A 26682-nucleotide genomic window follows, 5' to 3' on the forward strand; every position below is an offset into this window, starting at 1 on the left:
TCATTTAATATTTAAAATAATTTGATCTTTCTAATCGCTCCATGTCATTGTTACAAGCTCGTCTTTAGAATTGTAGAAAACCATATACCTTGATATTCGAAAAACTGGAACATAAACGAGGCGCACTTCACCAGGCGCAGAGTCATAGGTCATATCGGGTTTTCCCAAAATACGTGTAACTTCCGACAAATGCATACCTTTTCTAATTTGACTAAAATTGTAATTTATCAATTTAAAATCAATATACAAATATGCAAAAGCACAAAAGATAATCACTAGAAAAGTTAGGATAAAAAGCGCTGCGTTTTTCATATTTAAAAAAGAAACAAAAGTCCAAGTATAAAACTCAGACTTTCATTTAATATTGTTATGAATTTATTTTTTGTTAAAATCACCTGCAAAAATCGAAGTCAACTTATCTTCAGAAATATATTTTCTCAGAACGGCGTTGACTTGATCTAATTTAAGCGCCGAAACTTGCGCCTCAAGCTTGTCATAATCTTCCAATGGAATACCGTATTGCATTTGCATATTTGCTAAATTCATCAATGTTCCTTCAGTACCCAAACCAGTTTTTCTAGAGTTAAGCCATGACGTCAAATTGGATTTCATCTCCTCTTGTGTAAAACCACCTTTAATAGCGTTTGCAATTTCCTCTTTCAAAGCCTTATTAACAGCGTCTTTTTTGGTAGGGTTGTAGAACGCATACCAAGACCATGATGCCACATTATTATTTGGCGGAATATTCATATACGATCCTGCACCGTAACTAATACCCTCTTTCTCACGAAGACGCATTGGGATACGCGCAGACAAGAATCCTCCACTTCCTAGGATTTCGTTAACCATGATCATCGCTGGATAATCTGGGCTATTTCTGTCCATTTCGAAATTGATACGTCCAACCGCTGCGGCGTTTTCTTTATCTGGTGTGTTGAAGTCTTTATCTAACTTTTTAGTTGAAAACAATTCTGGTTTAACATATTCGTACTTAGATTTAGAATTCCATTTTCCAAAAGTATCTTCTAGTAAACTTCCCACCGTTTTTGCATCCAAATCTCCCACAACAGAACCAACACCATTGTTACTTCCTAACATTGTGTTGTAAAAATCTACCAATTGCTGGCGCGTTACTTTTTTATTGTTTTCAATGAGTTCTTTTGCTGTTGGCGTGTAATAAATACTTTCTTTAGGATAAGGCGACGCAACACGGTCAATCTCGTTGAAAGCAATCGATCGCGGATCGTTAAGCGAAGCTTCCACATAAGTATTGTATTCGTTAACCGTCTTTACCAACTCTGCTTCTGGGAATGTTGATTGGCTCAAAATCTCTTTAACCAAGCCCATTACTTTTGGCAAATTCTCTTTGTAAGTATTAATGTTCACAGAGAAAGTCTGTCCTCCAAAGCCAAAGTTAAGGTTGGTCTTCCACTCGTCCAACATATCTTGAATTTGCTCTTTTGTATGCGTTTTCGTTCCTGTTTTTAGAACTTCTGCCATCAACGAAGCAACATCAGATTTCCCAGTTAAATCTTTAGCATTTCCAATTGGGAAACGGAAATTGGCAACTACTTTTCCTCCTTTAATTTCTTTTTTAATTAAAGCATATTTCATCCCATTGCTCAACTTAGATTCTGTAAGGTTGGCTTTAAGATTTTTAATCGTTGCTTCAAAAGGCGCCGCTTCTTTTTCGATGGCACGACCTTTATAATCTTTGGTCAAACCTGCAATCTGCGTATCCGAATATTCTAAATTTTTAACACGAACTTCGTCCTTAGTTGGGATAAATACACCAACCGTTCTGTTATTACTTCTAAAATACTTTTCTGCAACACGTTGAATGTCTTCTTTGGTTAATTTTTCAACATTATCGCGATACAACATTTCGAGTTTGTAATTCCCAGCTCCAATGATTTCCGTTAAATTAATAGCATAGTTAATGGTATTATTCTTCGTGTTTTCCAACTGTTTAAGGATTTTAGCTTTTGCACGTTTAACATCATCATCAGTGAATTTAATTGTCCCAACTTTGTCCAACTCTTTTCTAAACTCATCTTGTGTTGCTTTAACATCTTTATCATTCGGAATTTCTAGACCGAAGTACATATAACTTGCATCGCGAACCGTTGGCTGCCAAGCATAGACAGAAGCCGCTTTGTGCGTATCGATCAAAGCTTTGTACAAATAACCAGACGGATCCGAAGTCAAAATTTCACTTAAAGCATCCAATGCGGCATAATCTTTATCAGCAAATGGCGCCGTATGATAAAGCGCTCCCACAACTTTGCTATCACCAGAACGCTTCAACTCTATAAAACGCTCGCCGTCTTGTGCTGGCTCCACGGTATAAGTCAAGTCGATAACTCTTGATGGTTTTGGAATGGATGCAAAATATTGAGAAATATAGTCTAAAGCCTTTTTCTCGTCAAACTTACCAGCAACAATTAAAGTGGCATTGTCTGGCTGGTAGAATTTTTCATAAAACTTTCTAAGCGTTGGTGCTTTTACACGTTCGATATCTTCCTTGCTTCCAATGGTTGAATTTCCGTAATTGTGCCATAAATAAGCAGTTGATACAATGCGCTCCTGCAAAACTCGGCTTGGACTATTTTCCCCAATTTCGAATTCATTTCTAACCACTGAAAATTCTTTATCAAGATCCGATTGTAGAATTGTCGCATTAATCATTCTGTCGGCTTCCATTTCCAAAGCCCAACGCAGATTCTCGTCACTCGATGGGAAAACTTCGTAATAATTGGTTCTGTCATACCACGTTGTACCATTGGCATCACCTCCTTTATCTGACAATTGTTTTTTGATATCGCCTAATTTTTTGGTGCTTTTAAAAAGCATGTGCTCTAGCAAGTGCGCCATACCTTTTTCGCCGTAACCTTCGTGTCGAGAGCCAACATTATAGACAATGTTAACCACCATATTACTTTGAGAACCGTCCGGAACAAGTAAAACTTTGAGACCGTTTTTCAGATTGTATTCTTTGATTCCCTCTGTGTTACTGACAAACACAGGTGCTTCAGTCATATTTTTTTGCGCGTAGATTGCAATTGGTGCAACGCCGAAACTCAGCGAAAACGCCGAGATGAGTAAAAGTCTTTTCATAGATATTTTATTAATTTTTGGAATCTTTAAATGTACTATTTTATTTAATTCAAAATTTTTATTATTTAATTTTTAAAAAATCTTGGCGTAACTTTGTGAGGATGCAAACTGAAAAAATCATTTTAGGAATTGACCCTGGTACGGCGGTTATGGGATTCGGACTTATCACTATTAAAGGTGGTAAAATGTCCCTACTTGCCATCCACGAATTGATTCTTAAAAAGTATGAAACCCACGAAATAAAATTAAAGCACATCTTTGACCGAACTCTTTCGTTGATTGACGAGTATCATCCTGACGAAGTGGCGCTAGAAGCACCTTTCTTTGGAAAAAACGTACAAAGTATGTTGAAGCTCGGTCGTGCACAAGGTGTCGCAATGGCAGCAAGTCTCCACCGTGATGTTCCAATTGTAGAGTATTCTCCCAAAAAAGTTAAAATGGCAATTACAGGAAACGGAAATGCCAGTAAAGAACAAGTTGCGGGGATGTTGCAAAAACTTTTGAATCTAAAAGAATTCCCAACCAAATATCTCGATGCGTCGGATGGTTTGGCAGTTGCGGTTTGTCATCATTTTAACTCTGGAAGTCTTTCTACGGAGAAATCCTATTCTGGATGGGACAGTTTTCTTAAACAAAATCCCAATCGAATTAAATAAAACTAAAATCTTATGGAACAAAACGAGGCTTTATTTGATTTGATTGAACATACCAATCGAAGTATATTTTTAACAGGAAAAGCAGGAACTGGTAAAACGACTTTCCTCAATAATTTTGTTAAAAAAACTCAGAAAAAACATATCATCATCGCACCAACTGGGATTGCTGCTATTAATGCTGGCGGTGTTACCATACATTCGATGTTTGGATTTCCATTACGAACTTTTATCCCAACAACAGAACGTATCGATCAAAATCTTGCCAACAATATTGCTGACCTTACAAAGCATTTTCTTTACCGAAAAGATAAGTTGAAGCTTCTCCGAGAGATTGAAGTCATCATTATTGACGAGGTGTCGATGTTGCGTGCTGATGTCTTGGATATGATGGATTTTGCACTTCGTCACATTCGCAGAAATCCTTTAAAATTCGGAGGTGTGCAAATGTTATTTATTGGTGATCTTTACCAGTTGCCTCCAGTTGTTAGAGACGAATATTTGCTGAATCAATATTATAAATCGCCTTTTTTCTTTCATGCAAAAGCAGTTGAAGCATATCCAATTATCACAATAGAACTTCGAAAAGTCTATCGCCAAACGGATGAAAAATTTCTGGAGATATTAAATGCCATCCGAAATGGTGATGTCGAAAACATTGATTTTAATGAATTAAATTCTCGTTACGATCCAGACTTCGAAGCTGAGGAAGAAGCTTACGTCTATCTGTGCTCGCACAATAGACAAGCCGACGAAATCAATCAGCGAAAGCTAAAAGAACTCGGCAACTCTTCGCATTATTTCGATGCCGAAATTGTTGGCGATTTCAAAGAAAGTCAATATCCAAACGAGGAAACTTTGGAGCTAAAAGTAGGTTCGCAAATTATGTTCATCCGAAATGACACGTCGCCAGACAAACGTTATTATAACGGAAAATTGGCTGAAATCACTTACATCAACGGTGACGAAATAAGTGTTGTCATGGAAGGCAGCGAAGAAGAATTCATCATCAAACCAGAAATCTGGGAACAAAAAAGATATGGACTCGACGCCGAAAAAAATATTACAGAGGAGGTTTTGGGAAGCTTCAAGCAATATCCAATTCGCTTGGCTTGGGCGGTTACCATCCATAAAAGTCAAGGTTTGACATTTGACCGATTGATTATCGATGCCGGAAAAAGTTTTGCTTCTGGGCAAGTCTATGTTGCCTTGTCGCGTTGCCGCACCTTGGAAGGTATTGTTTTGAAATCCAGAATTACGCCCGACGTTATTTTTAAAGATCATCGCGTTGCAGAATTTCAATCCACGACCAATGCTAATGATAAAATGGAAGCTATTTTGGAAGCTGAAAAATATGATTACAGCATCGAAAAAGTTATCCGAAGATTGGATTGCACTTGGTTTGCACAGACTTTAGAAATTTGGTACAATAGCGGGAAAGACAGTCGTTACCTCGATCGTGAACAGAAGAAAAATTTGTATTTAACACTAAAACCAGAAATCAATAATCTGGGACAAATTTTTGTTAAGTTCGAAAAGATTTTAAAGCAACTAACTTATAAATTCATCCATCAGGAAAGCGATTGGCAGCAAGTTGAAGAAAAGGCAAAAGGCGCTGTTAATTTCTTTTTTACAAATGTTAATGATAAAATATTTATCCCTTTAAAAGATTTTTATGCCACAACAAAAGGCGTTAAAGGTCTAAAAGCTTATAACGAAGATTTTAAAATTTGGATTGATGATTTGCAAGAATATCTAAAAGACATCAAGGATGCAAAACTTCTAAATGTTGAATTATTCGACAAGAAAAATGATGTTGAAATCACCGCAACCATCAAAAAAATCCCGACGCATATTATCAGCTACCAAATGTTTGAAGAAGGAAAAACATTAAGCGAAATTGCTAGAGATCGCGGTTTGGTCATTTCCACTGTATATGGACATTTAGCCAAATTTGCTGAGCAAGGTGTCTTGGACAAAAAAGACCTTTTGAGAATCTATCCTAAAGAGAAAATTGAAAGCTTCGAAAAAGCATTTAAAGAAAATCCGCAAGAAACACTCAACGATTGGAAATCCGTTTTGCCATCGGACTTTGAATTCAATGAAATAAGGTTATTATGGAATTATTTTCTTAATTTGAAGCCCTAAATAAAATTATGGAACAACTCGACATTTTTGATTCTTTTGATAGTGAAAACATTAGACGCCGCACACTTCTCCCGCTGTGGATGAAAATCTTCACATGGATTTTCCTAGTAACAGGAGTTGCCGCCGCAGTAATCTTACCGATTGCGTCTATCTTTTTAACGAAAATTGATTTAGAAATTTATGGTTTCTATGCCACACAACTTTGGACTTTTGATGGTGTTGCCATTTTATTAATTTTTCTGCTAAAAGGTATTGTGGCTTATGGATTATGGTTCGAAAAAGATTGGGCTATAAAATTGGCAATTGTTGATGCTATTCTTGGGATTGTAATTTGTATTTATGCCATGTTTATACAATATTCGACGCCAGAGCATTTCGAAGTTAATCTTCGCTTAGAATTAGTTTTGTTGATTCCGTATTTAATAAAATCTTGGAGATTAAACTCCATTTGGTAAACATAAAAAAACATCTCGTTTGAGATGTTTTTTGTTTTATTTCTGTTCTGTATAGATTGTGGTCAAAAAATCAGCATAAGAGCGTTCTAGCCCAATAATATCGCTGGACTTAATATTGATTCCGCCGTAGATACTGTTATTCTCTTTAACCTTAAAATTAGAAATTTGGAAATACTGTGCAGGATGATCTTCCTTTCCAGTAACCTTTATACCACTTCCCAAAAACTGTCTTGTAGAAACACTAATTTCTTCACCGACACCGAAAGTCTTTTTGATAAAGTGTCTATCTTGCAATTCTAATTTATCTTTGTTAATACCAATTTTTTGAGCTTTCCCAGCTGATGCAATTAGATAAATGCAGTTGTGCTCAACAGGAATCTGATCTGCTGGAACATAGTACAGATTCAACATATAATGATTTGGGTTAAACGCTTCATCTTCCAAGCCATCAGGTTTTCTCCACGAAAAAGTATTTGCGCCGATTTCTTTTGCTTTTTTGTACACAGCATTAAAAACGGTGACATCATCATTAGAAAAACCATTCACCAAAATCTCGCCAAGATATTCGCCCTTGGTAATTTCGGGATTAATTTTGTATAAAAATTTATCAGTATTGTCACTGGTTTTTGCAACATTACTCAAGATGACATTTTGCGCAAAAGTCAAAACGCTCAAGAATAAAATAGCGAAAGAAAATATTTTTGTGTGAAGCTTCATTATTTTAATATTTAAGTAAGAAAAGCTTTATTTAAAACTTTTTAAAATTTCGATGCAAGATTCCAAACTATGTTCCCAACGACGCGGCTCGATACCATAGGTCGATTCAATTTTGTCAAGATTCATGGTAGAACGCATTGGACGTTTTGCAGGTGTCGGAAATTGCTCGGTTGTAATTGGGTTAAGTTTAACTTTAGAACCAGAAAATTCCTTAATTTTTTCAGCAAAATTAAACCAAGTCGTTTCTGGATAATTTGAGAAATGAAAAATCCCAAAATGCTTAGCATCTTTTTTAATAATTTCCATTATAGCATCTGCTAAATCGTTTGCGTTGGTTGGTTGACCATATTGATCATTCACGATTCCCAATTCTTCCTTGGTTGCAAACAAATTAAGCATGGTTTTAACGAAGTTCTTATTAAACTCCGAATACAACCAAGATGTTCTCAAAATAATCGTTTTTGGGTTGTTATCTAAAGCCAGCTCCTCGCCTTTTCTCTTACTTGCACCATACACGCCTTGTGGATTGGTAAAGTTATCTTCGCAATAATCGATATTGGTATTCCCCTCGAAAACGTAATCTGTAGAAACATGAATTAAAGTACACTCGTGGCTTTCGCAAACGTCTGCCAAATCAGCAACTGCATAAGCATTAACAGCAAAAGCTTTTTCCTCTTCGGTTTCCGCTAAATCGACGGCTGTGTAGGCTGAAGCGTTGATGCAATAATCAGGTTGATAATCCTGAAACTCGCGTGAAATATCCTCGTGTTTTGTAATATCTAAAACGGATGATCCTGTAAAGTTAAAATCAAAAACATCGTGGTATTTATGTGCTAGTTTTTGCAAGCAATGCCCTAATTGTCCGTTGGCTCCGATTACTAAAATTCTTTTCATACTTATTTATTTTTAGTTTTTATTAAATGCTCGCAAAACCTTTGTACGTTCTGCAAAGTCTTTTTCGGGAAGATCAACAATGGTTGGCGTAAAGAGATCTAAAGTCTCTTGCGGATGCGGCACACTTGTCCGAGATTTCATACTAAAATGGATAACCGTCATCCAAAGCACAGCGTGAATCGTTTTTTCGTCCTCGCTTTTCATTAAGATTTCCACTTTAGAAATGCGATCTTGCAATTCTATTAATTTGCTAGAAATTACAACTTTTTTATTATATCGAACTTCTTTGAAATAAGCAATTTCATTTTGAATACTTACCCAAGTAAAACCTGTTTTGGTAGCGTATTCTTCGTAAGTAAATCCAAAGTGTTCTTCTACATGATCTTCCCTTGCATTAAGCATGTATACCAAATAATTAATGTTGTTGAGATGCCCAATTGGGTCGCAATCTGCAAAGCGAACTTTGGCAATACTCTTGAATTCATTTTCCATAGGGCAAAAATAAAAAAACCACTCCAATAAGAGTGGTTAATATCTGTTAATTAAAACGAATTATTTAATTCCTAATTGCGTTTTAACATCTTGAGTCGCATCTGGACCTCCTTTGTAAACGAATACTGTATCGTCAACGATGAAGTCATATCCTTTAGCTTTAGCTACTTTAGAGATAGCGTCTTTAATTTTAGCTTCGATTGGTGTAAGACCAGCGTCATATTTGTCTCTGATATCTTTTTCGCCAGCCATAGCTTCTTGTTGTAAGTTAGCTTGAAGTTTTTCTAATTCAGCATTTCTTTGCTCATTAATTTGTTGTGTTTGAGTAGCTGCTTCTTTAGAATATTTTTCGAACAATTGTTGAGCCGAAGCTTTCTTTTTATCTAATTCTGTTTTTTTAGCATCAGATAAAGTTTTCATTTGTTGGTCTAACTTAATTTTTTCGGGCATTACGCTAAGTACAGATGCAACATCTAATGAAGCAATCTTTTGAGCTTTTGCAACGCCTACTGCAACAAACATCATAACTGCTGCAAATAATACACTTAGTTTTTTCATAATAGAATTTATATAATTTTAATTGTTACTTAATTTGCTTGGAAACTATTATCCGTTTTTAATTTTTGAGTTTCGTTTACATTACCTCTCGCAGGCTTACTTGTTCTTGATTTTGGATTGTTATCATTATTAAGAACTGGTGCGCCAACTTTGTTTCCTGGCTTCGTATCATTATTAGATTTTGGAAGATTCTTCACTAATAAATCTAGCACAGCATCCGTATAATCATACTTTTTGTCCAAGAACAAAACGCTAGTGTTATTGCTTTTATCAATAACTATGCCCAATGTATTTTTTTTGGACATCACATCAATACTATTCCAGATTTGATCTTGGTAAGGCTTAACTAAACTAGAGCGAAGCTGATCAATCTCACCACCTGTACCAAAACGGCCATTAATAGTGTTGCGGATATTATTTTCTAAATCCGATATTTCTTTTTCTCTCAATTTTAATTGATCTCCAACTAATAAAACTTTTTCGCTCTCGAAAGCCGCTTTTTTAGTCTCGTATTCGTTTTGCAATCTTTGCAAATCGCCTTGCCATTGAGACACTTGATTGTTAAGTCTAGTCTCAGCTTCTTTATATTGTGGTAATTTGCTCAATATATAACTGGTATCAACAACACCAATTTTTTGTGCGAAAGCTGTTCCTGAAAAAACACATAATGTAAAAGCTAAAACTAATTTCTTCATATTACAAATGTATAAAAATTATAATGGTTGGTTCATTAAGAAGTGCGTTTGCCATCCTGACGGTTCTGTTTGACCAAGACCTTTGTCAAATCCATAAGCAAAGTCAAATCCAATCAAACCAAATGCAGACATCGAAACTCTAATACCAACACCTACTGATCTCTTCAACTGGAACGGGTTATAACTTCCCCAAGAATTCCAAGCATTACCACCTTCAACAAAGGTTAAAGCAAAAATCTTTGCAGTTTGGTTCATAGATATTGGATATCTTAACTCCGCAGCAAATCTGTTATAAATTGTTGCGCCACCATAAGGCGTAATATCATAAGGTGTAGATGCTGTGAAACCTGTAGAAGAAGCATTCTCATAACCTCTCAAAGGAACAATCTCTCTACCATCGAATCTACCATTGAAAAGCCCGACACCTCCGACATAGAATCTCTCAAATGGTGGCGCTCCCAGCTCTTTGTTATATCCACTAAGGTATCCCATCTCTGCAGTTGTTCTAAGAACAAGTTTACCGATAACTTCGTTGTAGAAATCTGCTTTAAATTTAACTTTAAAGAATTCCATCCACTTATACTTATCCAAAGCTGACATTGTAGAATAATCTTTCTTCTCAAATATCGAATAAGGTGGTGTAAATTTCACATTAAAATCCAAGTTTGATCCATAAGTTGGGAAAATTGGATCTAGACCAGCTGAACTACGTGTAAGACCTAAGTTGATTGTAAATGACTTTGTCGTACCATTCATTTCTTGCTGATCCCCAAACTGGAATGGATAGTTCTGGAAGTTATAACTCTGGAACTGTAGACCAGTGTAGAATGAGAAATAATCATCTGGCCAATTTAGTCTTCTTGTTAAACCTACGTTAGCAGAGAAAATATTTAATTTTTGGTTTTCACCTGAAACATAATCGTAATTAACACGAGAGTAGTTAAAACCAACACTCAAGGCAGTTGGACGTGTACCAAATAACCAAGGCTCAACAAATGAAATTGAGTAGTTGGTAAAATACTGTCCTGCCTGTGCTTGCAAAGATAAAGTCTGACCATCTCCCTGAGGAACTGGCTTAAAGTCTTTAAGCTTCAAGAAGTTTCTTAGCGAGAAGTTGTTAAATGTCAAACCTAAAGTTCCGATAAAAGAGTTACCTCCATAACCAGCTTGCAATTGGACTTGCGAAGATCCTTTCTCCACCAAGGTCCAATGCATATTAACCGTATTATCCTGCGGATTTGGTTTAACATCAGTTCCGATTTGTTGAGGATCAAAAAACTGCATCCCTGCCAATTCGAAATAAGTTCTTTTAATATCAGATTTTGCAAACAAAGCACCAGGCATTGTTCTTAAAGATCTAAGGATAACGTGGTCATGTGTTGTTGTATTACCAGACCAAGTTACACGGTTCCAAGTTGCCTTTTCACCTTCGTTGATACGGATTTCAAGATCAATAGAATCTCCTTTAACTGCTTTTTCTACTGGTGTTATTGTTGAGAAAAGGAAACCATTGTTCATGTAGATAGACTTGATGTCAGAATCATCTTCTTTACCACCATCTTCACCTACTTTCTTGTTAAATCCAACTGCATCGTAAATATCACCCGTTTTATAACCTAATATCTTTTGTAAAAACTCTGTTGTAAAGGTTGTATTTCCAATAAAGTTAACATTACCAATATAATATTTTTTACCTTCTTTAAGGTCAACATTGATATGGTACCCCTTTTGATCACGCGTTACTGAATCAGACACAATTGCAGCATCTCTAAAACCTAAAGAGTTGTAATAACTGATAAGGTGCTTTTTATCCTCTTCATATTTATCTTCAATAAATTTTGATGGTTTAATAAGCCCGATTAAGAAACGCTTTTGCTTAGTGTCTTTGAAACCATTTTTTCTAAGTTTACTAGAAGAAACGTTTTCATTTCCTTTGAAAATAATTTCGTCAATCTTAACCTTTTTGCCTTTATCAACTTCAATAGTCCAGTCTACCATGTTAGGATCGGTAGCACTTGGTGTATCCGTAATCTTGATTTTAGCATCCGCAAAACCTTTTTTGATGTATTCTTGCGGAATTTTATTTTGTAAACTAGAAACTAGATTGTTATTAATCTTTGTTCCTGGTTTAAGATTATTATCTTTAATAAATTTTTCGTTCTTCGACTTCCCAACACCCTTTCCTGTGAACTTCACTTGTCCAAGTTCTTTAAGATCTTGCAAAGAAAAACGAAGCACAGCTTGATCGCCATCTACAGTTTCTACAAGAACTTCAACTTTCGAAAAAGATTGAGAATCCCATAATTTCTTAATTGCAGAACTAATGCGCTGACCTGGTATTTCGATTTTTTCTCCCTTTACCAAACCTGCCATTCTAAGGATCTGTGCCGAAGAATATTTTTTAACACCATCAACAACGATGTCTTTTAGAAAGTACTCATGTCCATCTGGCTCATTTTGTACTTCTGTAGTTTGGGTACCAGTTTGTGGGTTTATTTGTGCATTAACTACATTAGCTGTAGCTGCAAAAAATATTATAGGTAAAATAATTTTTTTCATTTCTCTTCCTGAGTTCTTCAATCGCTAAATCCCCTTTTGTTACTTGACTTGCTCACTAGTCATTCCGTAACGTCTTTCTTTATTTTGATAATCCAATATACATTGGAAAAAAATGTCTTTACTAAAGTCTGGCCACAACACATTCAAGAATTGAAGCTCAGCATATGCTATTTGCCAAAGCATAAAATTACTAATACGAATCTCTCCACTTGTACGAATCATAAGATCTACAGGTGGAAAATCTTTTGTATAAAGATGACTTTCGAATACTTTCCCGTCAATATCTTCTACTGACAATTGCCCATCTTTAACATCAGAAGCAATTTCTTTAACTGCTTTTAGAATTTCATTTTGAGCACCATAGTTAAGCGCCAAAATAAGATTCCCTCTTGTATTATTTTTTGTTAAATCAACCAAATTAAGGAGCTGATCTCGCACTAATTCTGGCAATTTAGAAATATCCCCAATAAAATGAAGTCTTAAACCTTTTGTATAAATTTCCTCTGCCTCGTTAAGCAGAGATTCTGATAACAAAGACATTAATGTGTCCACTTCATCTGTTGGACGTTTCCAATTTTCTGTTGAAAAAGTATAAAGTGTTAGGTAGGGTATATTGATTTCGTTACATGCATTAATGGCGTTACGAACGGCCTCGATAGCATTACGATGACCAAATGTCCTCTGCTCTCCTCTTGTTTTTGCCCAACGACCATTACCATCCATAATGATTGCAACATGCTGCGGCAAATTCTCCTTATCTATTTTTTCTTTTAAGTCTGACATTTACTATTTGCAATTACAAGGAGGTCGTCCAAATGAATATGATAAGATAATGGTCGCCGAATTAACCCAATCATTAGAATTTGGATTCCCAACATTTCTAACATCTTGTACAACTTGTGGTGCATTTTCTACAACACTATAATCGATGGCATCAGAAAAACTTTGTCTAAATGTGAATTCTCCTGAAATAGCCCAATTATAATTAAACTTATACTTCAAACCAGCACCAAATGGCAAGTCCATAGACATTTTTTTAGCAGTACTGAATGTAGGTTTTCCATCAGGCGAAGAGTCATATTTAGCGACATCATGCATCATACCTCCAATTCCAGCAAAAATATAAGGACTTAATTTACTTTTATGCTCTTCATTGATATCGAAGAAATAATACTCGTATAGTAAATCTGCATGAAAGATGGAATTGTCACCATACAAGCCTCTTTGTCTTCTATAGTTCTCTTTTGCATGTAAGTCACTAAATTGAATATGGCTATATCCAAGATTAATCCTAAGAGATTGCTGAGGATTAACATTTAATCGATAAATGATACCAAGATACATTGGTACACCAAGATCTAAGGTTTTTCCAAAAATGGGTTTTTGTAAGATAAAATTGGTATTACCAATATCACCTACCAAATTACTAACACCCAACTGGACACCTAATTCATGACGTTGAGCCTTTAATGTGGTCACACTAAAAAAGCAAACAAAAATCAGTAAAAAACTATAAACAAATTTTACTCTCATATTATTTCGGGACTATTTTTCCCTAAAAATTGCTGCAAATATAACACATTTTTACTTTAGGGAACTTCTTAAATTTTCGTTAAAAATAATCGAACTTAATTAAAATAAGTTAATTAGATAACGAAAAAAAATAAAATTATTATAAAGTCATCCAAAATTAAACTTTTGCAAACACAAAAAAACTTTTCTTAAAACAATTAATTTCTTCTGAAAATCTTTCGAATCTGATTTCTGACTTTAATAATCATTGGTTCTTTGTAATCGACATCTTCTTCAAAATAACCATAGCCATAACCGTAACCATAGCCGTAACCATAGCCATAACCATAACCTTGTTTCGCTTCATAATCATTGTAGATTAATCCAATATGACTAACTTCTTTTTTAGCAACCTTTTCCTTAATCATATTAAGCATATACTTTTCAGTATATTCGTGTCTAACAATATATACGGTTGCATCAACATACTTCATTAACTCAAAAGCATCTGCAACCAAGCCAACTGGAGGAGAATCTATCACAATAAACTCATATTGCTTTTTTAATTCTTCAATAAAAATTTGATTTCTCGCTCCCAAAAGTAACTCTGAAGGATTTGGAGGAATTGGACCAGAAGTTATGACATCCAAACTAGGTATTTGAGTCTTGTTAACAATTTGCTCCAAGCTAACCTCTCCTGTAAGATAATTAGAAACACCATCTTTGTTGGTAAATTTGAAGTCGCCAAAAATTTTAGGCTTACGTAAGTCCATACCTAATAACACCGTTTTTTTCCCACTTAGAGCTAAAATTGTTGCCAAATTCATTGACGAATATGTCTTCCCTTCTCCACTAATGGATGATGTTATCAAAATAACTTTGCAAGGCTTACTATCATCGTATAAAAACTTGAGATTCGATCTTACACCTCTAAAAGCCTCTGAAATTGAAGATTTTGGACGATCCAAAACAGTAAGATTACTATCTTCAGTATTTTTACCAATAACTCCTAGTAAAGGTATTTTTGTAACATTAACAACTTCTTTAATATTTCGCACTCTATTATCTAAAACTTCTGCTATTGCAATAAATAGAAGAGGAAGGAACAACAACCCGCCCATAATCGCACTTTGTATCATTTTAATATTAGGAGCAATAGGTCCTTGACCAAGGTTTTTTGCTTTATCTATAATCGTTAAATTACTCTTATTAGAAACAATACGCATTTGCGCCTTTGCTTGTTCACTTAATAAAGTATTATAAGTAGCTTCGATAATGCTGTAACCTCTTTGCGCATCTAAAAACTGGCGTTGCTTTTCTGGCAAAGTATTCAGATCACCATCAATCTTTTGAACTTGCGAATTAAGATCTAGCAATTGCTCATCAAACTTAGAATAATATTGCCTAAGTCCATTTGTTGAATTGTTTCTAGCTTCGTTAATCAACCTATTAATTTCACGCATTGGCTCAGAATTAGGCGTGTAGATTGTTGCCATCTCTCTACGCTTTGCATAAAGTGCCTTTAATTCAGATACAGAAGCAGAGAAGGCTCCATCCTCAATGCCTGCAGAGCTAATGTTAATTATTTTTTCAATATTATTAGAGCTAACAACATTTCTTACTTGGTCCAAGTTTTTCATTTTTGATAATAGCTCGGCCTTCTTAGATTCTAATTGCTTTAATTCTTCAAATGTTTTAGAATCGAGGTTAGTCATATCAAAAAGCTTATTATCAATCTTAATTTGATTAAGCTTTGCAGCACTTGAATCTAACTTCTTTCTAACATCATTAAGATTCTCAGCAAGATATTCTAATGTATTTTTATCTACCGTATTGGTATCTTCTAATCTCTTCTTTATTAATTCATCAATCGCAGTATTCAAAAAACGAACGGTTCCGTTTAGATTATAGCCAGTCTTCCCAACAAACATAATAGTGGGCAACTCTTGATCGAAATTAACAGAAAGTGTTGATACGATTCCACCTACAGCCTCACTAACCGACATTAATGAAATATTAATATTATCAAACTTAATAGGTGACGGATTTGGATTTTTCTCTAATTTGAAACGTAAATTAGGCGAAGTATACCACTCATCAACCCCAATTATTTTATTTGCAGGCCGTGCATAACTAGGTATATCAGAATAAGATTCGGTGATGTAACTATACAATGTTGTAGATTCACCCTCTTCTGGAAGGATAACTTCATACTTATCGTTTCCTTTAGGAATTAAAGTGATTTGATAATTAACTTGCTGCAAATGCGCCTTATCAATAACGAGTACAACTGGAGAATCATCTTGATCCAAATAGGTATGCTTTATTGCTCCCTTGGTAGTATAGTTGGTATAAAGATCTAATTTATTAACTAAATACTCGTTCAAACTACGTGAAAATAGAATTTTCTTGATGTATATACCATCTTGGTTACCACCCTGCCCCCAAATAAAGTTAATAGACTGATTTGGTGTAAAATAACTAGATGTATTATTAGAAATACTTAATGATAATTGCGATTGATATATACGCTGCGCATAATACTTACTATATAAATACGAAATTGAATAACCCAGCATACCAAGAATGACAAACCAGTACCAATTTCTTAAGATACGATGTAAAAAATGCATAGGATCGAACAAGCTAAAAGATTTACCCTTAACTTCCTCTTCGACATGCTGTTGCTTGTTATTATTTTCTGGAATCATTTTTAAAGCTTAGTAAAGATCAAATAGATAGACAGAACTGTTGTCAATAATGACACTCCTGTTGTTAAACTTTGTAATGGCTCCTTGCCAAAACCTGAGATACTCTTCTTATTGGTACTCAACATTATCATATCTCCATTTTGTAACCAAAAATATGGAGAATTCATAACATCTTCTCTTGTTAGGTCTAGCTTAACACGTTTTACGCCTTCAGGATATTTTCTAAGTAGCACTATATTCTTACGATCTACCGTTCTATTAAGCCCATCATTAGTTGAGATCGCTTCTAGAATATTAAGCTGTTGTACATGCGCCACTTTAGCACCTGTCAATCCAACACCTTCCATATCTCCAAGAATAAAATAATTGATACCATCTAGACTTACACGAACCTCCGATTTGCCATCTAGAAAATTCTCGTTGACTTTGGTTTGAATCTCTTGGCTGATATCCTCTAATGTACGACCTTCCGCTTTTACAAAACCAATTCCAAAAACATAAACATCACCTTTAGAATCCACTTTCAAACCATTGAAATAAAAACGAGCATTCCCAACCATTCCCCCTCCAGACGCTGATCCTCCTACAGCATTTGCTATAGGGTTCTGACCACCACCAGACTCTGAGCCTCCACTTACATTATAGCTTGAATAAAATTGTGCGGCATCGCCTTTTGGAGTAGTAATAATATTAAGTCCTAAAATATCATTTTTTGTAACATGATATTCTTGTATGTTATATGGAATTAAGCCTTCTGAATTAAGCGTTAAGCTTTCACTAGGTTGTAAATAAGTAATGTCTTTTCTCGATATACAAGAAGACACCAAAAAAGTAAAGCTTAATAATAAAAATATTTTTTTTAACATTGTTAATTATATAATTTCAAAATTAATATTATTTCATAATTCTTTTTAACCAAAATGGAAAAAAAGAACATACAAGTCCTATAATAAATACTATTAAAAACAATAGGTTAATATCTGTATGTCTCAATAGATACACAGCAACAATAATAATCAAATAACCTACACAAATTACAAAAGTGGATTTTCTATGACTTAATCCCAAATCCAAAACTCTATGATGTAGATGATTTTTGTCTGGTTTAAAAAGAGATTGGCGTTTAAAAAGTCTAATTAAGATAACAGAAAATGTATCTACAATTGGTAAAATAAGGATCGTCAAAGCAATAATAGGCGCTGATAACAAATGATAGTGCGGAACTAAAGCATCTTTCTTTGCAATAAAAATATCTATAAAATTAATTGCTGTGAAAGCCAATAGGAATCCTAATATCATAGAACCTGTATCTCCCATAAAGATCTTACTGTTCCTTTGCGAAGACAAATTATATCGTAAAAATGCTAAGACCGCACCAATTATAATGATACAAAACACCACCAAAGGATAATTATATTCGCCTAATCTAAAAAAGCTAATCGCAAAAAGCGCACTTGACAAAACGCTATAACCTCCCGCAAGCCCATCAATGCCATCAATAAGATTAAAAGCATTAATCAAAATTATAAAGGTTAGAACACTAAAAAATACACTGAAATAGTAATTGAGTTCTTCGATGCCAAATAATCCAAAAAAACTTCTAATTCTAACATCAGAGCCAACCACAACTAATACGGAAACGATGATCTGAGCGATAAGTTTTTTGTAGGCACGCATCACAACAATATCATCGGTAACACCTACGAAAAACAAAATCACTAAAGAAGCAAACAAGAACTTGTATTGGTCAAACAACTCATATGCAAAAATTGGTGCGCAGACACCTAAAGAAAAGAAAATAGCAATTCCTCCCAAATTAGGAATCTTGCGTTCATGAGAACTTCTTAATGTCGGTTCGTCCATCAAGTTTTTCCTTCTAGAAATCTTGATAATTGCGGGAATCGTAAAATAGGTCAATAAGAAAGAAATCGCGAATCCAAAAATCATCTTTAAAATAAAGACAGTTTCAAAATCCAGACTCTGTACAAAGCTTAACTTTCCCATTGATCTTTGTAGTTTTTCATCATAAAATTTGTGTTCAGCGACACTACTCCATAGTATCTGCCTGCGCAAAAGTACTAATAAAAACCCAAAAATCTTAACAAAGACTTAAAATTACTTTTATTTTTTCATAAACAATTATCAAACTATCATTAATAAACGAATACTGCTGCGAAAATCAAAAAAATAAAAAAAATGAAAAATCTATTTTGCAAGCTTCGATAACAATAATCGATGAAAACGAATTGGAACAAAAAATTGAATTAAATAATAAATTCGCTTCGAAATCGACAAGCTCGAAAAATAGTTTTCGCCAAAGCGTTTGTAAGCTAATACTTCCTTCTTAGCAATATTTCGGTCTTGCATAAATTTTGACAAGTCTTGGCGCATTTGCAAATAATCGGCATCATTTTTAACGAAAGCTAAATAAGCCAAAAACGTATAAACGCCTTCTAAAATTTGGAAATTTTTAAGCTCTATATTTCTTGCAGAAAAAACTGATTGCTTAAAAGCCACTTCAACATCCTTAACAGCATTTAGAATATCAAGTCCTTTTAAAGTATGTGTTTTGGTAATAGAATCAGTGCGTTCTAGATATTGATAATGAAAATGTTGCGTTTGCGCAATGGTTTTGCAATTCAGCAAAAGTTGTGGAATCAATTGTATATCTTCAAAATGAATTCCTTTTTTAAAATTTTTGTTCGAAAACAAATCAGCTCGAAAAATCTTATTACAAGCAAAATAACTTAAATCCGAAAAAACAGAAAAATGCTCATCCAAAACAATTTTCTCCGGCATATTAGGTATTTGCGTTAGCTTCTGAGTAACATTTCCAAATTGATCCACTTTCTGCAAGTTGCAAATCACCATTTCGGCTTGATGCTTTTGCGACAAATCATACATTTCTTCAAACATATTCGGCGTCACATAATCATCACTATCAACAAATCCAATATATTCGCCAGTACAATGTTTTAATCCAAAATTTCGTGCGTCGCTAAGACCACCATTTTCTTTGGAGAACGCTTTTATTTTATTTGGAAAACGAGAGGCAAAATCATCAATAATCTGTTGCGAATTGTCCTTGCTTCCATCATTTACGACAATAATCTCGAGGTCAGATAAAGTTTGACTAACAAGAGAATTCAGACATTTTTCTAAATAAACCTCAACATTATAAACGGGAACAATTACAGATACTTTTGCTTGCATACAAAATTAGTTACGGGTAAAACGTTCTCCCAAATAGCCTCTTTTTGCTTCTTCGAAATCTGAACGCGAGCAAGGAATTAAATTGTTAGAATCTTCATCTTCTCCAAAATACCACAGATTTCTGAATGTATCGCGTTGAAAAGCATAACTTTCGTCACCGACCATCACCCAATACGTTTCGAATTTTCGTTCTTTTGGATGCGTTCTTTGGATATTGATTCCTTCTATCAGATACCAAATCATTTGTGCCAAAAGCTGATGATTCATCCTATCGTCAGAATAAATATTAAAATTAAAAATCCCGACAGATTTTAGATTTTCACTAAGACCAATTTCCTTCATATAGGCGCAAACTTCGCGTTTGTTAAGCCCATTAACTTGTGGATTAATCGAGAAAGGATCCATTCCACTTTCGATGGCGTCACAATTAATCGTCACCAAATCGGTTTTTCTAAAATAAGGTTCAGTACGATCTGTCGAATTCATCATTTCGGCCAAACGAATCACATCAAACTGAACTTCTTTTATCAATTTTACAGAATCAACTTCGTTAAGATGTTTTTGATAACCAAGATGATGATAGTTCTGAATTTCAAAATTTTTGGAACCCAAAATCTTACTCAAAAAGTTACGTTCATTAATTTCTTCACCTTGTGCCAATGACACAATGTTGTTAATCTGCGTATAATTTATTTTCTTGTAATGAAAGTCTAAAGCCGAGTAAAGCGAATACGCCAAATCTGTAGAACCGCCAACCACAACTGGAATTGCATGTTTGTAATGACAAGCCGACAATACTTCTTGTAAAATATAATGCGTATCCTCCAAACTTTTTCCAGAAACCAAATCGCCCAAATCCACCATAGGAATTTCAAAATCCAATTTTGACAATCTGTAAAACTCGCGACGAACATTCATAAAATCCTGAACCTCCGCATCACCACGCGCACCACGATAATCCGAAACAAACAACAACACAATGCTATCTTCCAAAATCTCGTTGCTAATGTGTGCTCCCAATTGCCATTCTTCGGTTTTTATTGGTTTTGGTGCGATGATAAAATCTTCAAAATTCATGATTGTTACTATTTACGATTGATGATTTATGATTTACGATTTCGAAATCTAAGTTTTACTTTTCTTTTAAATCTTTAAGAACTTCGCGGAAATAATTCGCCATCAATTCTCTATCGATTTTGCTAAGGTTGGCTTCTGGATGCTTCTGAATGTAAGACGGCAAAGGCATTGCATAATTTTCCACACTAGTTACACTTTTCTCCATCATACCTTGCTTCTGAAAATTATTGTAGGTTCCCCATTTTGAAAAGTTAAGTCTTTGACGACCTTCCGAAATATGATCTTTTATCATCCAAGAAATTGGCGCAACATAAGCATAATCTGGATATTTAACTTCATTAGAATGACAATCATAACAGGCTACCTTTATCAAATGCTCGACTCTCGAATTGGCTTTGTTAATATCAACAAAGTTCTCATCTTTCTTGACAGGCTCATTCGTTCTGTCAACCGGAATTAATTGTATCAATCCAAAAGCGGCAATTAGTATGATTAAAATTTTAAAAAACTTTTTCAATTTCCTTGTGTTTCAGCGTTCAAATCCCATTTTTCATTAATCTCCCACATTGGACGAATATTAACTTTCGTCATTGGGTTTTGATCTTTTCCTTTTTTAAATAAATAAACATCTTCTGCATATCTATTTTCTGTAAAAGACGACGTCTCCCAATAGCCATCATCATTATTATCCACCAAAATACGAAGAAAATAATCAGCAGGTTTCAAATTCGTAAAATGAACTTGACTGCCTTTCGTATATTCCTGGTACATAACATCGCCTTTTTCATTTAACAATTGTAACCAAAAATGCGAGGTCGGCGGATTTAGAATTTCAACTTTTAAAGAACCATAATCGGCTGGTTTCCCAATTTCAAAATCGAGTCGATACGACTTAGCAATGGATTTATAAAAAGATTTCACAGTTTCTTTCGGAATAGAAAGTTGATAAGATTTCCCAACTTTAAAATCCGAATTCACAATAATATCTTCGCTATTGGTTTTAGAAATACTTGCTGTAAAACTTTGCGAAATACTATCTGAGGTTAACTTCCACTTGTCTGACTGAATCTCCGAAAGCGCAAAATTAGATTTAATTTTAAAGACCGTATTTGGTGGCAATACTTTCTCCCCAGTACTCGCCAAAGTCATTTCAACTTTTGGATCGTATTTATAATAAGTAGAAATCGTATCCGTTTTAACAGAAGTTTTTGCAGCTAGTTTAACATTATCACTTTTTTCAACACCAATTTTCTGCGCCACAGCATCGAACCAAACATATACAGAATCAGATTTCGCCTGATGTGTCACTTTGAAATCGGTAAGATTTGGAGAAGCCGAACTAACCTCAACCTTTTCTGGTTTTCCGTCGTAGATCAACACAAGTCCACCGTTAGTCTGCTTATATTCCTTGTATTTGACTGCTGGTTTGCTTGGGAAAAGTTTAATCTTCATACCAGAAATATTCTTTTTGTCCTCGATATTAATAACGTCTTTAGAAAAAGCAAACTTCTCTTTACCATTATCAAAAATCGAGTTTTGATTCAAATCTTCGAAAGCCAAAATTTTGTACTTTCCGGGACTTAAATAATTGAGTTCGAAATAGCCATCTGGATCAACATTTGTAATATAGTAAGGCTTTTGACGATAATCCATAGAATCTTTAACTTGATAAAGTCCGACAACATAATTAACATCTTTGCCCTCGCTTTTCTTTTCTCCCAAAGCATCAATCAAAGTTCCGCTAATATAGTTATCTTCAATCTCGGAACCAGTTGAAAATGCAAAATTAAAATACGGCAAAGGATTAGCCTCATTAAGATCCGTAATCGAATTTCCGAAATTGAAATTATAAGTTGTATTCGCCTTTAAAGTATCCGACCACTGAATGGACAAAAACTTAGTCCCAAGATTGGCGGGCAAAATCTTTTTGATATTCTTAATCGGTGGCGAAATAATAAGATTCTTGTTAATATCTTTTAGCTTGATATATTCGTCAAAATTAATACGCAATTCCTTAAGCGTTGTTGGGACATTAACGCGCGTGGTGTCGATATTGCTCGACAACATTTTTGGAGGAATCGTATCTTTTGCACCACCATTTGGCGAACCAACACGCGCACAAGAAACGACCAACAAACCGAATAGGAAAAGAAAAAAAATCTTCTTCATTATAGTATTTATACTGCAAAAATAAAAAAACTAAAACGGAAAACACGTTTTAGTTCTTTTTATGATTTTTATTCTGAATAATTGCCGTGACTGACATTGGTAGAATCCGCATTTTCGTTGGTTGGTTGTTCACCCGTCATTACTTTGTTAAGCTTATCAACTTCAAAAGGAAATGGCTCAAACATTCCTGACAATGCCATCGCAGAATAGACACGCTGCGAATATTTGTTACCAATAGCGATTATCGTTGTTTTTGATTTTAAAAGATGAACAAAAACCGCATTGCTGCCATGCCACCAACCATTATGATAAGTCAATTTTTCGCCATCGTCAAAGATTTTCATTCTAAAACCAATTCCGTAATTATTGATTCCTTTTTTCTCGTTGCTATAAGGTTCGAAAATTTTATCTTTTAATTCTGGTTTCAAAAAGTCTTTAGAAAACAAAGCAGTCGAAAACTTCAACAAATCTCTTGGCGTTGTATAGACATTTTTATCTCCGTAGATTAGGTCAAAGTGATCAAGCGGATATAATTTATTTTGTCCATTATAGAAAGATTGCGAAGCCGTCGGAATATCTTTTTCCTGAAAAATATAAGTATGATCCATTTTCAAAGCTTTAAAAACAATTTCTTGCATCGCTTGAGGAAATGGCGTTTTAGTAACTTTTTCAACAATTAAAGCCAACATCGCAAAATTGGTATTACAATACATAAAACCTGTGTTGCTCGGTCTTGCCAACTCTGGCTTGTCACGCTCCAAAATATTAAGAACATCTTGATTGGTCACAAAAGTTTTTTTCAATTCTTCGGGCGCAGGTTTTACCGATTGGTCAAAATGCTCATATTTGGGAAGTCCGCTGCGTTGCGACAATAGACTGAAAACCGTGATACTGGGATAAGGAAATTTTGGAAAGAACTTTGTCAAATTATCATCTAAATTAAGCTTTCCCGCTTCTACCAACTTAAGAACCGCCATCGCCGTCATCGTCTTACTAACCGAAGCAACATGAAGCGGCGTATCTTTATCAATCGGCATTTCGTTATTAACGCGACCAAAACCTCTGTATTTTTCAACAAGGATGTCATCGCCTTTTGCCACTAAAAAACTTCCGCTAAGATTTCCGTTTTCCCAAACCGTTTTATAGTAATTATCAATTTGCGAAACAATTTCGGCTTTGTTGTCAAGTTTTCGATCTTCGTCTGTAAAGACTTTATCGAGTTGAACGTTAGAATAGTTGGGTAATTTGCTTTCGTAAGTTATATTTTCCTTAGCAGGTTGTTCTTTTTTACAACTAAAAAAAGACATCAAAATCACTAACAAAAATACACTTTTAGATTTCTTCATTGTTCCTTACATTAATTACATTTAACAGAACGGCTAAAGTATGAATTTGTTAAAAAAAATGAGTCACCCGAAAATGTTATTTTATGTTAAATTAATTACAAAAAAAGAAGCTTAAATGATTTAAGCTTCCTTTCTTTTATTTGAATTAAATATTGTAAAGTTTCAAAATTTTATCAACGATAAATTGCGCTAACTTTTCTTTACTTTGATGTGTCCAGCCTGCGATATGCGGCGTTACAATTACATTTTCAGAATTTAGAAGATATTTTAAATCATCATTTTCTGCATCGAGATTTTCAAAAGACGATTTTTCGTATTCCAAAACATCAAGTGCGGCAGCTTTGACTTTTTTAGATTTCAAAGCTTCTACCAAAGCCGAAGTTTTTAGGTTTTTACCTCGTGCGGTGTTCACGAAATAAAAATCTTTTCCCATTTTATTAATGAAATTGTCATCAATCATATAATGCGTCAAATCTGTCAACGGAATATGAAGACTCAAAATATCTGCACGCTTTTGCAATTCTTCCAAGCTAACTTGTGTCGCAAATTCGTCTGATAGATTTGGCAGAATATCATAAAAAATAACTTCTACACCAAAACCCGACAAACGTTTAGCAACGGCTTTTCCCATATTTCCGTAGCCGATAATTCCGAAAGTTTTCCCAAGAAGTTCATCACCACGGTTTTCTTCGCGAAGCCAAATACCATTTTTAACTTCATTGGAAGCGATAAACAAACGATTCATCAAAATCAACAACATTCCCAAAACATGTTCTGCAACAGAATCACGGTTACCTTCGGGAGAATTTATCAATTCAATATTTAAAGCTTTAGCAGTTTCCATATCGATATTCTCCATACCTGCACCAACTCTCGCTATGAATTTCAGATTTTTAGCATGATTCAGAAAATTAGCATCAATCGGAATTCGACTTCTAATAATAATGCCGTCGTAATTATTTATCTTTTTTAAAACCTCATCGTAACTCGAACTAAAATCTTCGTCCAAAACAAATCCTTGCGCCAACAATTGCTCATCTATCAAAGGATGGTTTTTGTCTAATAATAAAATTTTTGCTTTCATATCATCTTCATTTTTAGTGATAAAAAAACGGAAGATAAATCTTCCGTTGTATTAAATTTCTCCAGCGAATAATTTTTTCAACTCAATAGAATCTGTCGCTTTCATTCTTCCCGAAAGAATTAATGACAATTCTTTTCTGCGAAGCGCCGCGTCAAATCTTTTAACCTCTTCCTCCGTTTCTGGCTCAATTGCAGGAATCGGAACTGGTTTATTAAACTCGTCCACCGCAACAAAAGTATAAATACCTTCGTTAGTATGGATTTTTCTTTGGTTAATTGGATCATCTAACCAGACGTCCACATAAATCTCCATCGATGTAGAAAATGCGCGGCTCACTTTAGACTCCAAAACCACAATCCCTCCTTCTGGAATTGGATGATTGAAAGAAACATGATTAACAGAAGCTGTTACCACACGTCTTTCGCAATGGCGCGTTGCCGAAATTGAAGCAGCACGATCCATTCTCGAAAGTAACTCTCCACCAAATAAGTTTCTTAAAGAATTGGTCTCATTGGGAAGTACTATGTTGGTCATTACCGTAAGAGATTCTAACGGATGTTTAACTTTTTGCATATATTATTTGATTGTATTGTTTGTAGGAACGGTCAAGGAATCCACCTTGATAGAATCGCTAGGCTTAGCCAAAGTAGAATCTACAACAGCTGGCTTAGTTGGTTTTTTATCAATTTTCGAAAGCTCGGCGCTATCGAAAGATGCTTTGCCAAAGAGTTTGTCTTTTTGTGTCACTGCAAAATACAGCATACCAGCAACCGGAATGACCACTAAAAATATCCACAAAATAGACTTATTGAATTTGTAATCTTCATCCGAAGATGGCATCAACTGTGGCGAATCGGCGCCAATTCTAGGCACAACGATTTCTTCGAAACCATAAAAATCATTTCCTGCAATTTGCGAATCGGCAACAAAATTGATTTTGCCAGCGAAATTGGTCCACTTACCAATACCTGCCAAATCGTAGTTTCCTTTTTCTAAAAGGTCTTTTAGGATTTGTGAAGATAAAGCGTTAAACTGATTTTCGGCTTTTTGACCACGGTCAAGATTAAAAATTAATTCCTTTTTTGGAGGCAGAATTTTATCATTCTGAACATCCAATTCAGCATGTTTTGTGATTAGAGAAAGCGTCCCCAATCCTGCCAACTCAAGTTGTCCTTGAGCATTAAGAACCTGTAAAATTTGCTGTGCAATGTCCATAATGTGCAAATTTATGATTTTATAACAGGATGGCAAATTAATTATTAATTTATAAAAACAAAAACAT

At 34.6% G+C, this 26682-nt stretch carries 24 protein-coding genes; 3 read left to right on the forward strand and 21 right to left on the reverse strand.

Annotation, left to right across the window (positions count from 1 at the left end; translation table 11 throughout):
* Positions 1-30: 30 nt before the first annotated feature.
* Both Q1V95_RS07625 and Q1V95_RS07630 read right to left on the reverse strand, forming a co-directional pair.
* Positions 31-312: a hypothetical protein gene (locus tag Q1V95_RS07625; protein ID WP_300672358.1), complete on the reverse strand. Its 282-nt coding sequence runs from the start codon at positions 310-312 to the stop codon at positions 31-33.
* Positions 313-375: 63 nt separating this feature from the next.
* Positions 376-3117 (reverse strand): pitrilysin family protein, encoded by a 2742-nt coding sequence (locus tag Q1V95_RS07630; RefSeq protein ID WP_300672360.1) that lies wholly within the window; start codon positions 3115-3117, stop codon positions 376-378.
* Between the two features lie 101 nt (positions 3118-3218).
* Between Q1V95_RS07630 and ruvC the strand changes: the two genes are divergently transcribed.
* From ruvC to Q1V95_RS07645, 3 genes are read left to right on the forward strand one after another with little or no spacing between them, the layout of a single operon-like run.
* Positions 3219-3773, forward strand: coding sequence for a crossover junction endodeoxyribonuclease RuvC (ruvC, locus tag Q1V95_RS07635; RefSeq protein WP_300672362.1), 555 nt, complete (start codon positions 3219-3221; stop codon positions 3771-3773).
* A 12-nt stretch (positions 3774-3785) separates the two neighbouring features.
* Positions 3786-5918, forward strand: coding sequence for a helix-turn-helix domain-containing protein (locus Q1V95_RS07640; RefSeq protein WP_300672364.1), 2133 nt, complete (start codon positions 3786-3788; stop codon positions 5916-5918).
* A gap of 8 nt (positions 5919-5926) precedes the next feature.
* Entirely contained in the window at positions 5927-6373 is a 447-nt protein-coding gene (locus Q1V95_RS07645) for a hypothetical protein (protein ID WP_300672366.1), read from the forward strand.
* A gap of 36 nt (positions 6374-6409) precedes the next feature.
* On the opposite strand, the gene Q1V95_RS07650 is transcribed toward Q1V95_RS07645, so the two are convergent.
* The 19 genes from Q1V95_RS07650 to Q1V95_RS07740 form a co-directional block, all read right to left on the reverse strand.
* On the reverse strand, positions 6410-7090 hold the full coding sequence (locus Q1V95_RS07650) for a hypothetical protein (RefSeq protein ID WP_300672368.1): 681 nt from the start codon (positions 7088-7090) through the stop codon (positions 6410-6412).
* A gap of 27 nt (positions 7091-7117) precedes the next feature.
* Positions 7118-7984 carry a dTDP-4-dehydrorhamnose reductase gene (gene rfbD, locus Q1V95_RS07655; RefSeq protein ID WP_300672370.1) on the reverse strand — a complete coding sequence of 289 codons (867 nt, stop codon included), beginning with the start codon at positions 7982-7984 and terminating at the stop codon, positions 7118-7120.
* Between the two features lie 12 nt (positions 7985-7996).
* Positions 7997-8476: an acyl-CoA thioesterase gene (locus Q1V95_RS07660; RefSeq protein ID WP_300672372.1), complete on the reverse strand. Its 480-nt coding sequence runs from the start codon at positions 8474-8476 to the stop codon at positions 7997-7999.
* 60 nt (positions 8477-8536) lie between these two features.
* Positions 8537-9034, reverse strand: coding sequence for an OmpH family outer membrane protein (locus Q1V95_RS07665; protein WP_300672374.1), 498 nt, complete (start codon positions 9032-9034; stop codon positions 8537-8539).
* Between the two features lie 29 nt (positions 9035-9063).
* Positions 9064-9729 carry an OmpH family outer membrane protein gene (locus Q1V95_RS07670; RefSeq protein ID WP_300672380.1) on the reverse strand — a complete coding sequence of 222 codons (666 nt, stop codon included), beginning with the start codon at positions 9727-9729 and terminating at the stop codon, positions 9064-9066.
* 18 nt (positions 9730-9747) lie between these two features.
* Positions 9748-12288, reverse strand: coding sequence for an outer membrane protein assembly factor BamA (gene bamA / locus Q1V95_RS07675; RefSeq protein ID WP_300672382.1), 2541 nt, complete (start codon positions 12286-12288; stop codon positions 9748-9750).
* A gap of 39 nt (positions 12289-12327) precedes the next feature.
* The gene (locus tag Q1V95_RS07680) at positions 12328-13071 is read right to left on the reverse strand and encodes an isoprenyl transferase (protein WP_300672384.1); all 744 of its coding nucleotides are present in this window, start codon (positions 13069-13071) and stop codon (positions 12328-12330) included.
* A 3-nt stretch (positions 13072-13074) separates the two neighbouring features.
* Positions 13075-13821 (reverse strand): DUF6089 family protein, encoded by a 747-nt coding sequence (locus Q1V95_RS07685; protein ID WP_300672386.1) that lies wholly within the window; start codon positions 13819-13821, stop codon positions 13075-13077.
* 197 nt (positions 13822-14018) lie between these two features.
* Positions 14019-16433 carry a polysaccharide biosynthesis tyrosine autokinase gene (locus Q1V95_RS07690; protein WP_366143273.1) on the reverse strand — a complete coding sequence of 805 codons (2415 nt, stop codon included), beginning with the start codon at positions 16431-16433 and terminating at the stop codon, positions 14019-14021.
* 80 nt (positions 16434-16513) lie between these two features.
* Positions 16514-17377: a polysaccharide biosynthesis/export family protein gene (locus tag Q1V95_RS07695; protein ID WP_300672390.1), complete on the reverse strand. Its 864-nt coding sequence runs from the start codon at positions 17375-17377 to the stop codon at positions 16514-16516.
* Between the two features lie 28 nt (positions 17378-17405).
* Positions 17406-18515: an MraY family glycosyltransferase gene (locus Q1V95_RS07700; RefSeq protein ID WP_300672392.1), complete on the reverse strand. Its 1110-nt coding sequence runs from the start codon at positions 18513-18515 to the stop codon at positions 17406-17408.
* Between the two features lie 201 nt (positions 18516-18716).
* Positions 18717-19724 (reverse strand): glycosyltransferase, encoded by a 1008-nt coding sequence (locus Q1V95_RS07705; protein WP_300672394.1) that lies wholly within the window; start codon positions 19722-19724, stop codon positions 18717-18719.
* Between the two features lie 6 nt (positions 19725-19730).
* Complete coding sequence (locus Q1V95_RS07710) at positions 19731-20801, reverse strand: formimidoylglutamase (RefSeq protein ID WP_300672396.1); 1071 nt, start codon at positions 20799-20801, stop codon at positions 19731-19733.
* Positions 20802-20856: 55 nt separating this feature from the next.
* Positions 20857-21318: a heme-binding domain-containing protein gene (locus Q1V95_RS07715; protein WP_300672398.1), complete on the reverse strand. Its 462-nt coding sequence runs from the start codon at positions 21316-21318 to the stop codon at positions 20857-20859.
* Positions 21315-22970 (reverse strand): Ig-like domain-containing domain, encoded by a 1656-nt coding sequence (locus Q1V95_RS07720; RefSeq protein ID WP_300672400.1) that lies wholly within the window; start codon positions 22968-22970, stop codon positions 21315-21317. Before Q1V95_RS07720 ends, Q1V95_RS07715 begins: the two co-directional genes overlap by 4 nt.
* A 68-nt stretch (positions 22971-23038) precedes the next feature.
* Positions 23039-24316, reverse strand: coding sequence for a serine hydrolase domain-containing protein (locus tag Q1V95_RS07725; protein WP_300672402.1), 1278 nt, complete (start codon positions 24314-24316; stop codon positions 23039-23041).
* Positions 24317-24461: 145 nt separating this feature from the next.
* Positions 24462-25400 carry a 2-hydroxyacid dehydrogenase gene (locus tag Q1V95_RS07730; protein ID WP_300672404.1) on the reverse strand — a complete coding sequence of 313 codons (939 nt, stop codon included), beginning with the start codon at positions 25398-25400 and terminating at the stop codon, positions 24462-24464.
* Positions 25401-25451: 51 nt separating this feature from the next.
* Complete coding sequence (locus Q1V95_RS07735; RefSeq protein ID WP_300672406.1) at positions 25452-25973, reverse strand: acyl-CoA thioesterase; 522 nt, start codon at positions 25971-25973, stop codon at positions 25452-25454.
* Positions 25974-25976: 3 nt separating this feature from the next.
* Positions 25977-26615 (reverse strand): hypothetical protein, encoded by a 639-nt coding sequence (locus Q1V95_RS07740; protein WP_300672408.1) that lies wholly within the window; start codon positions 26613-26615, stop codon positions 25977-25979.
* Positions 26616-26682 lie beyond the last annotated feature (67 nt).

It is taken from the genome of Soonwooa sp., from assembly GCF_030151385.1.
Classification (GTDB): domain Bacteria; phylum Bacteroidota; class Bacteroidia; order Flavobacteriales; family Weeksellaceae; genus Soonwooa.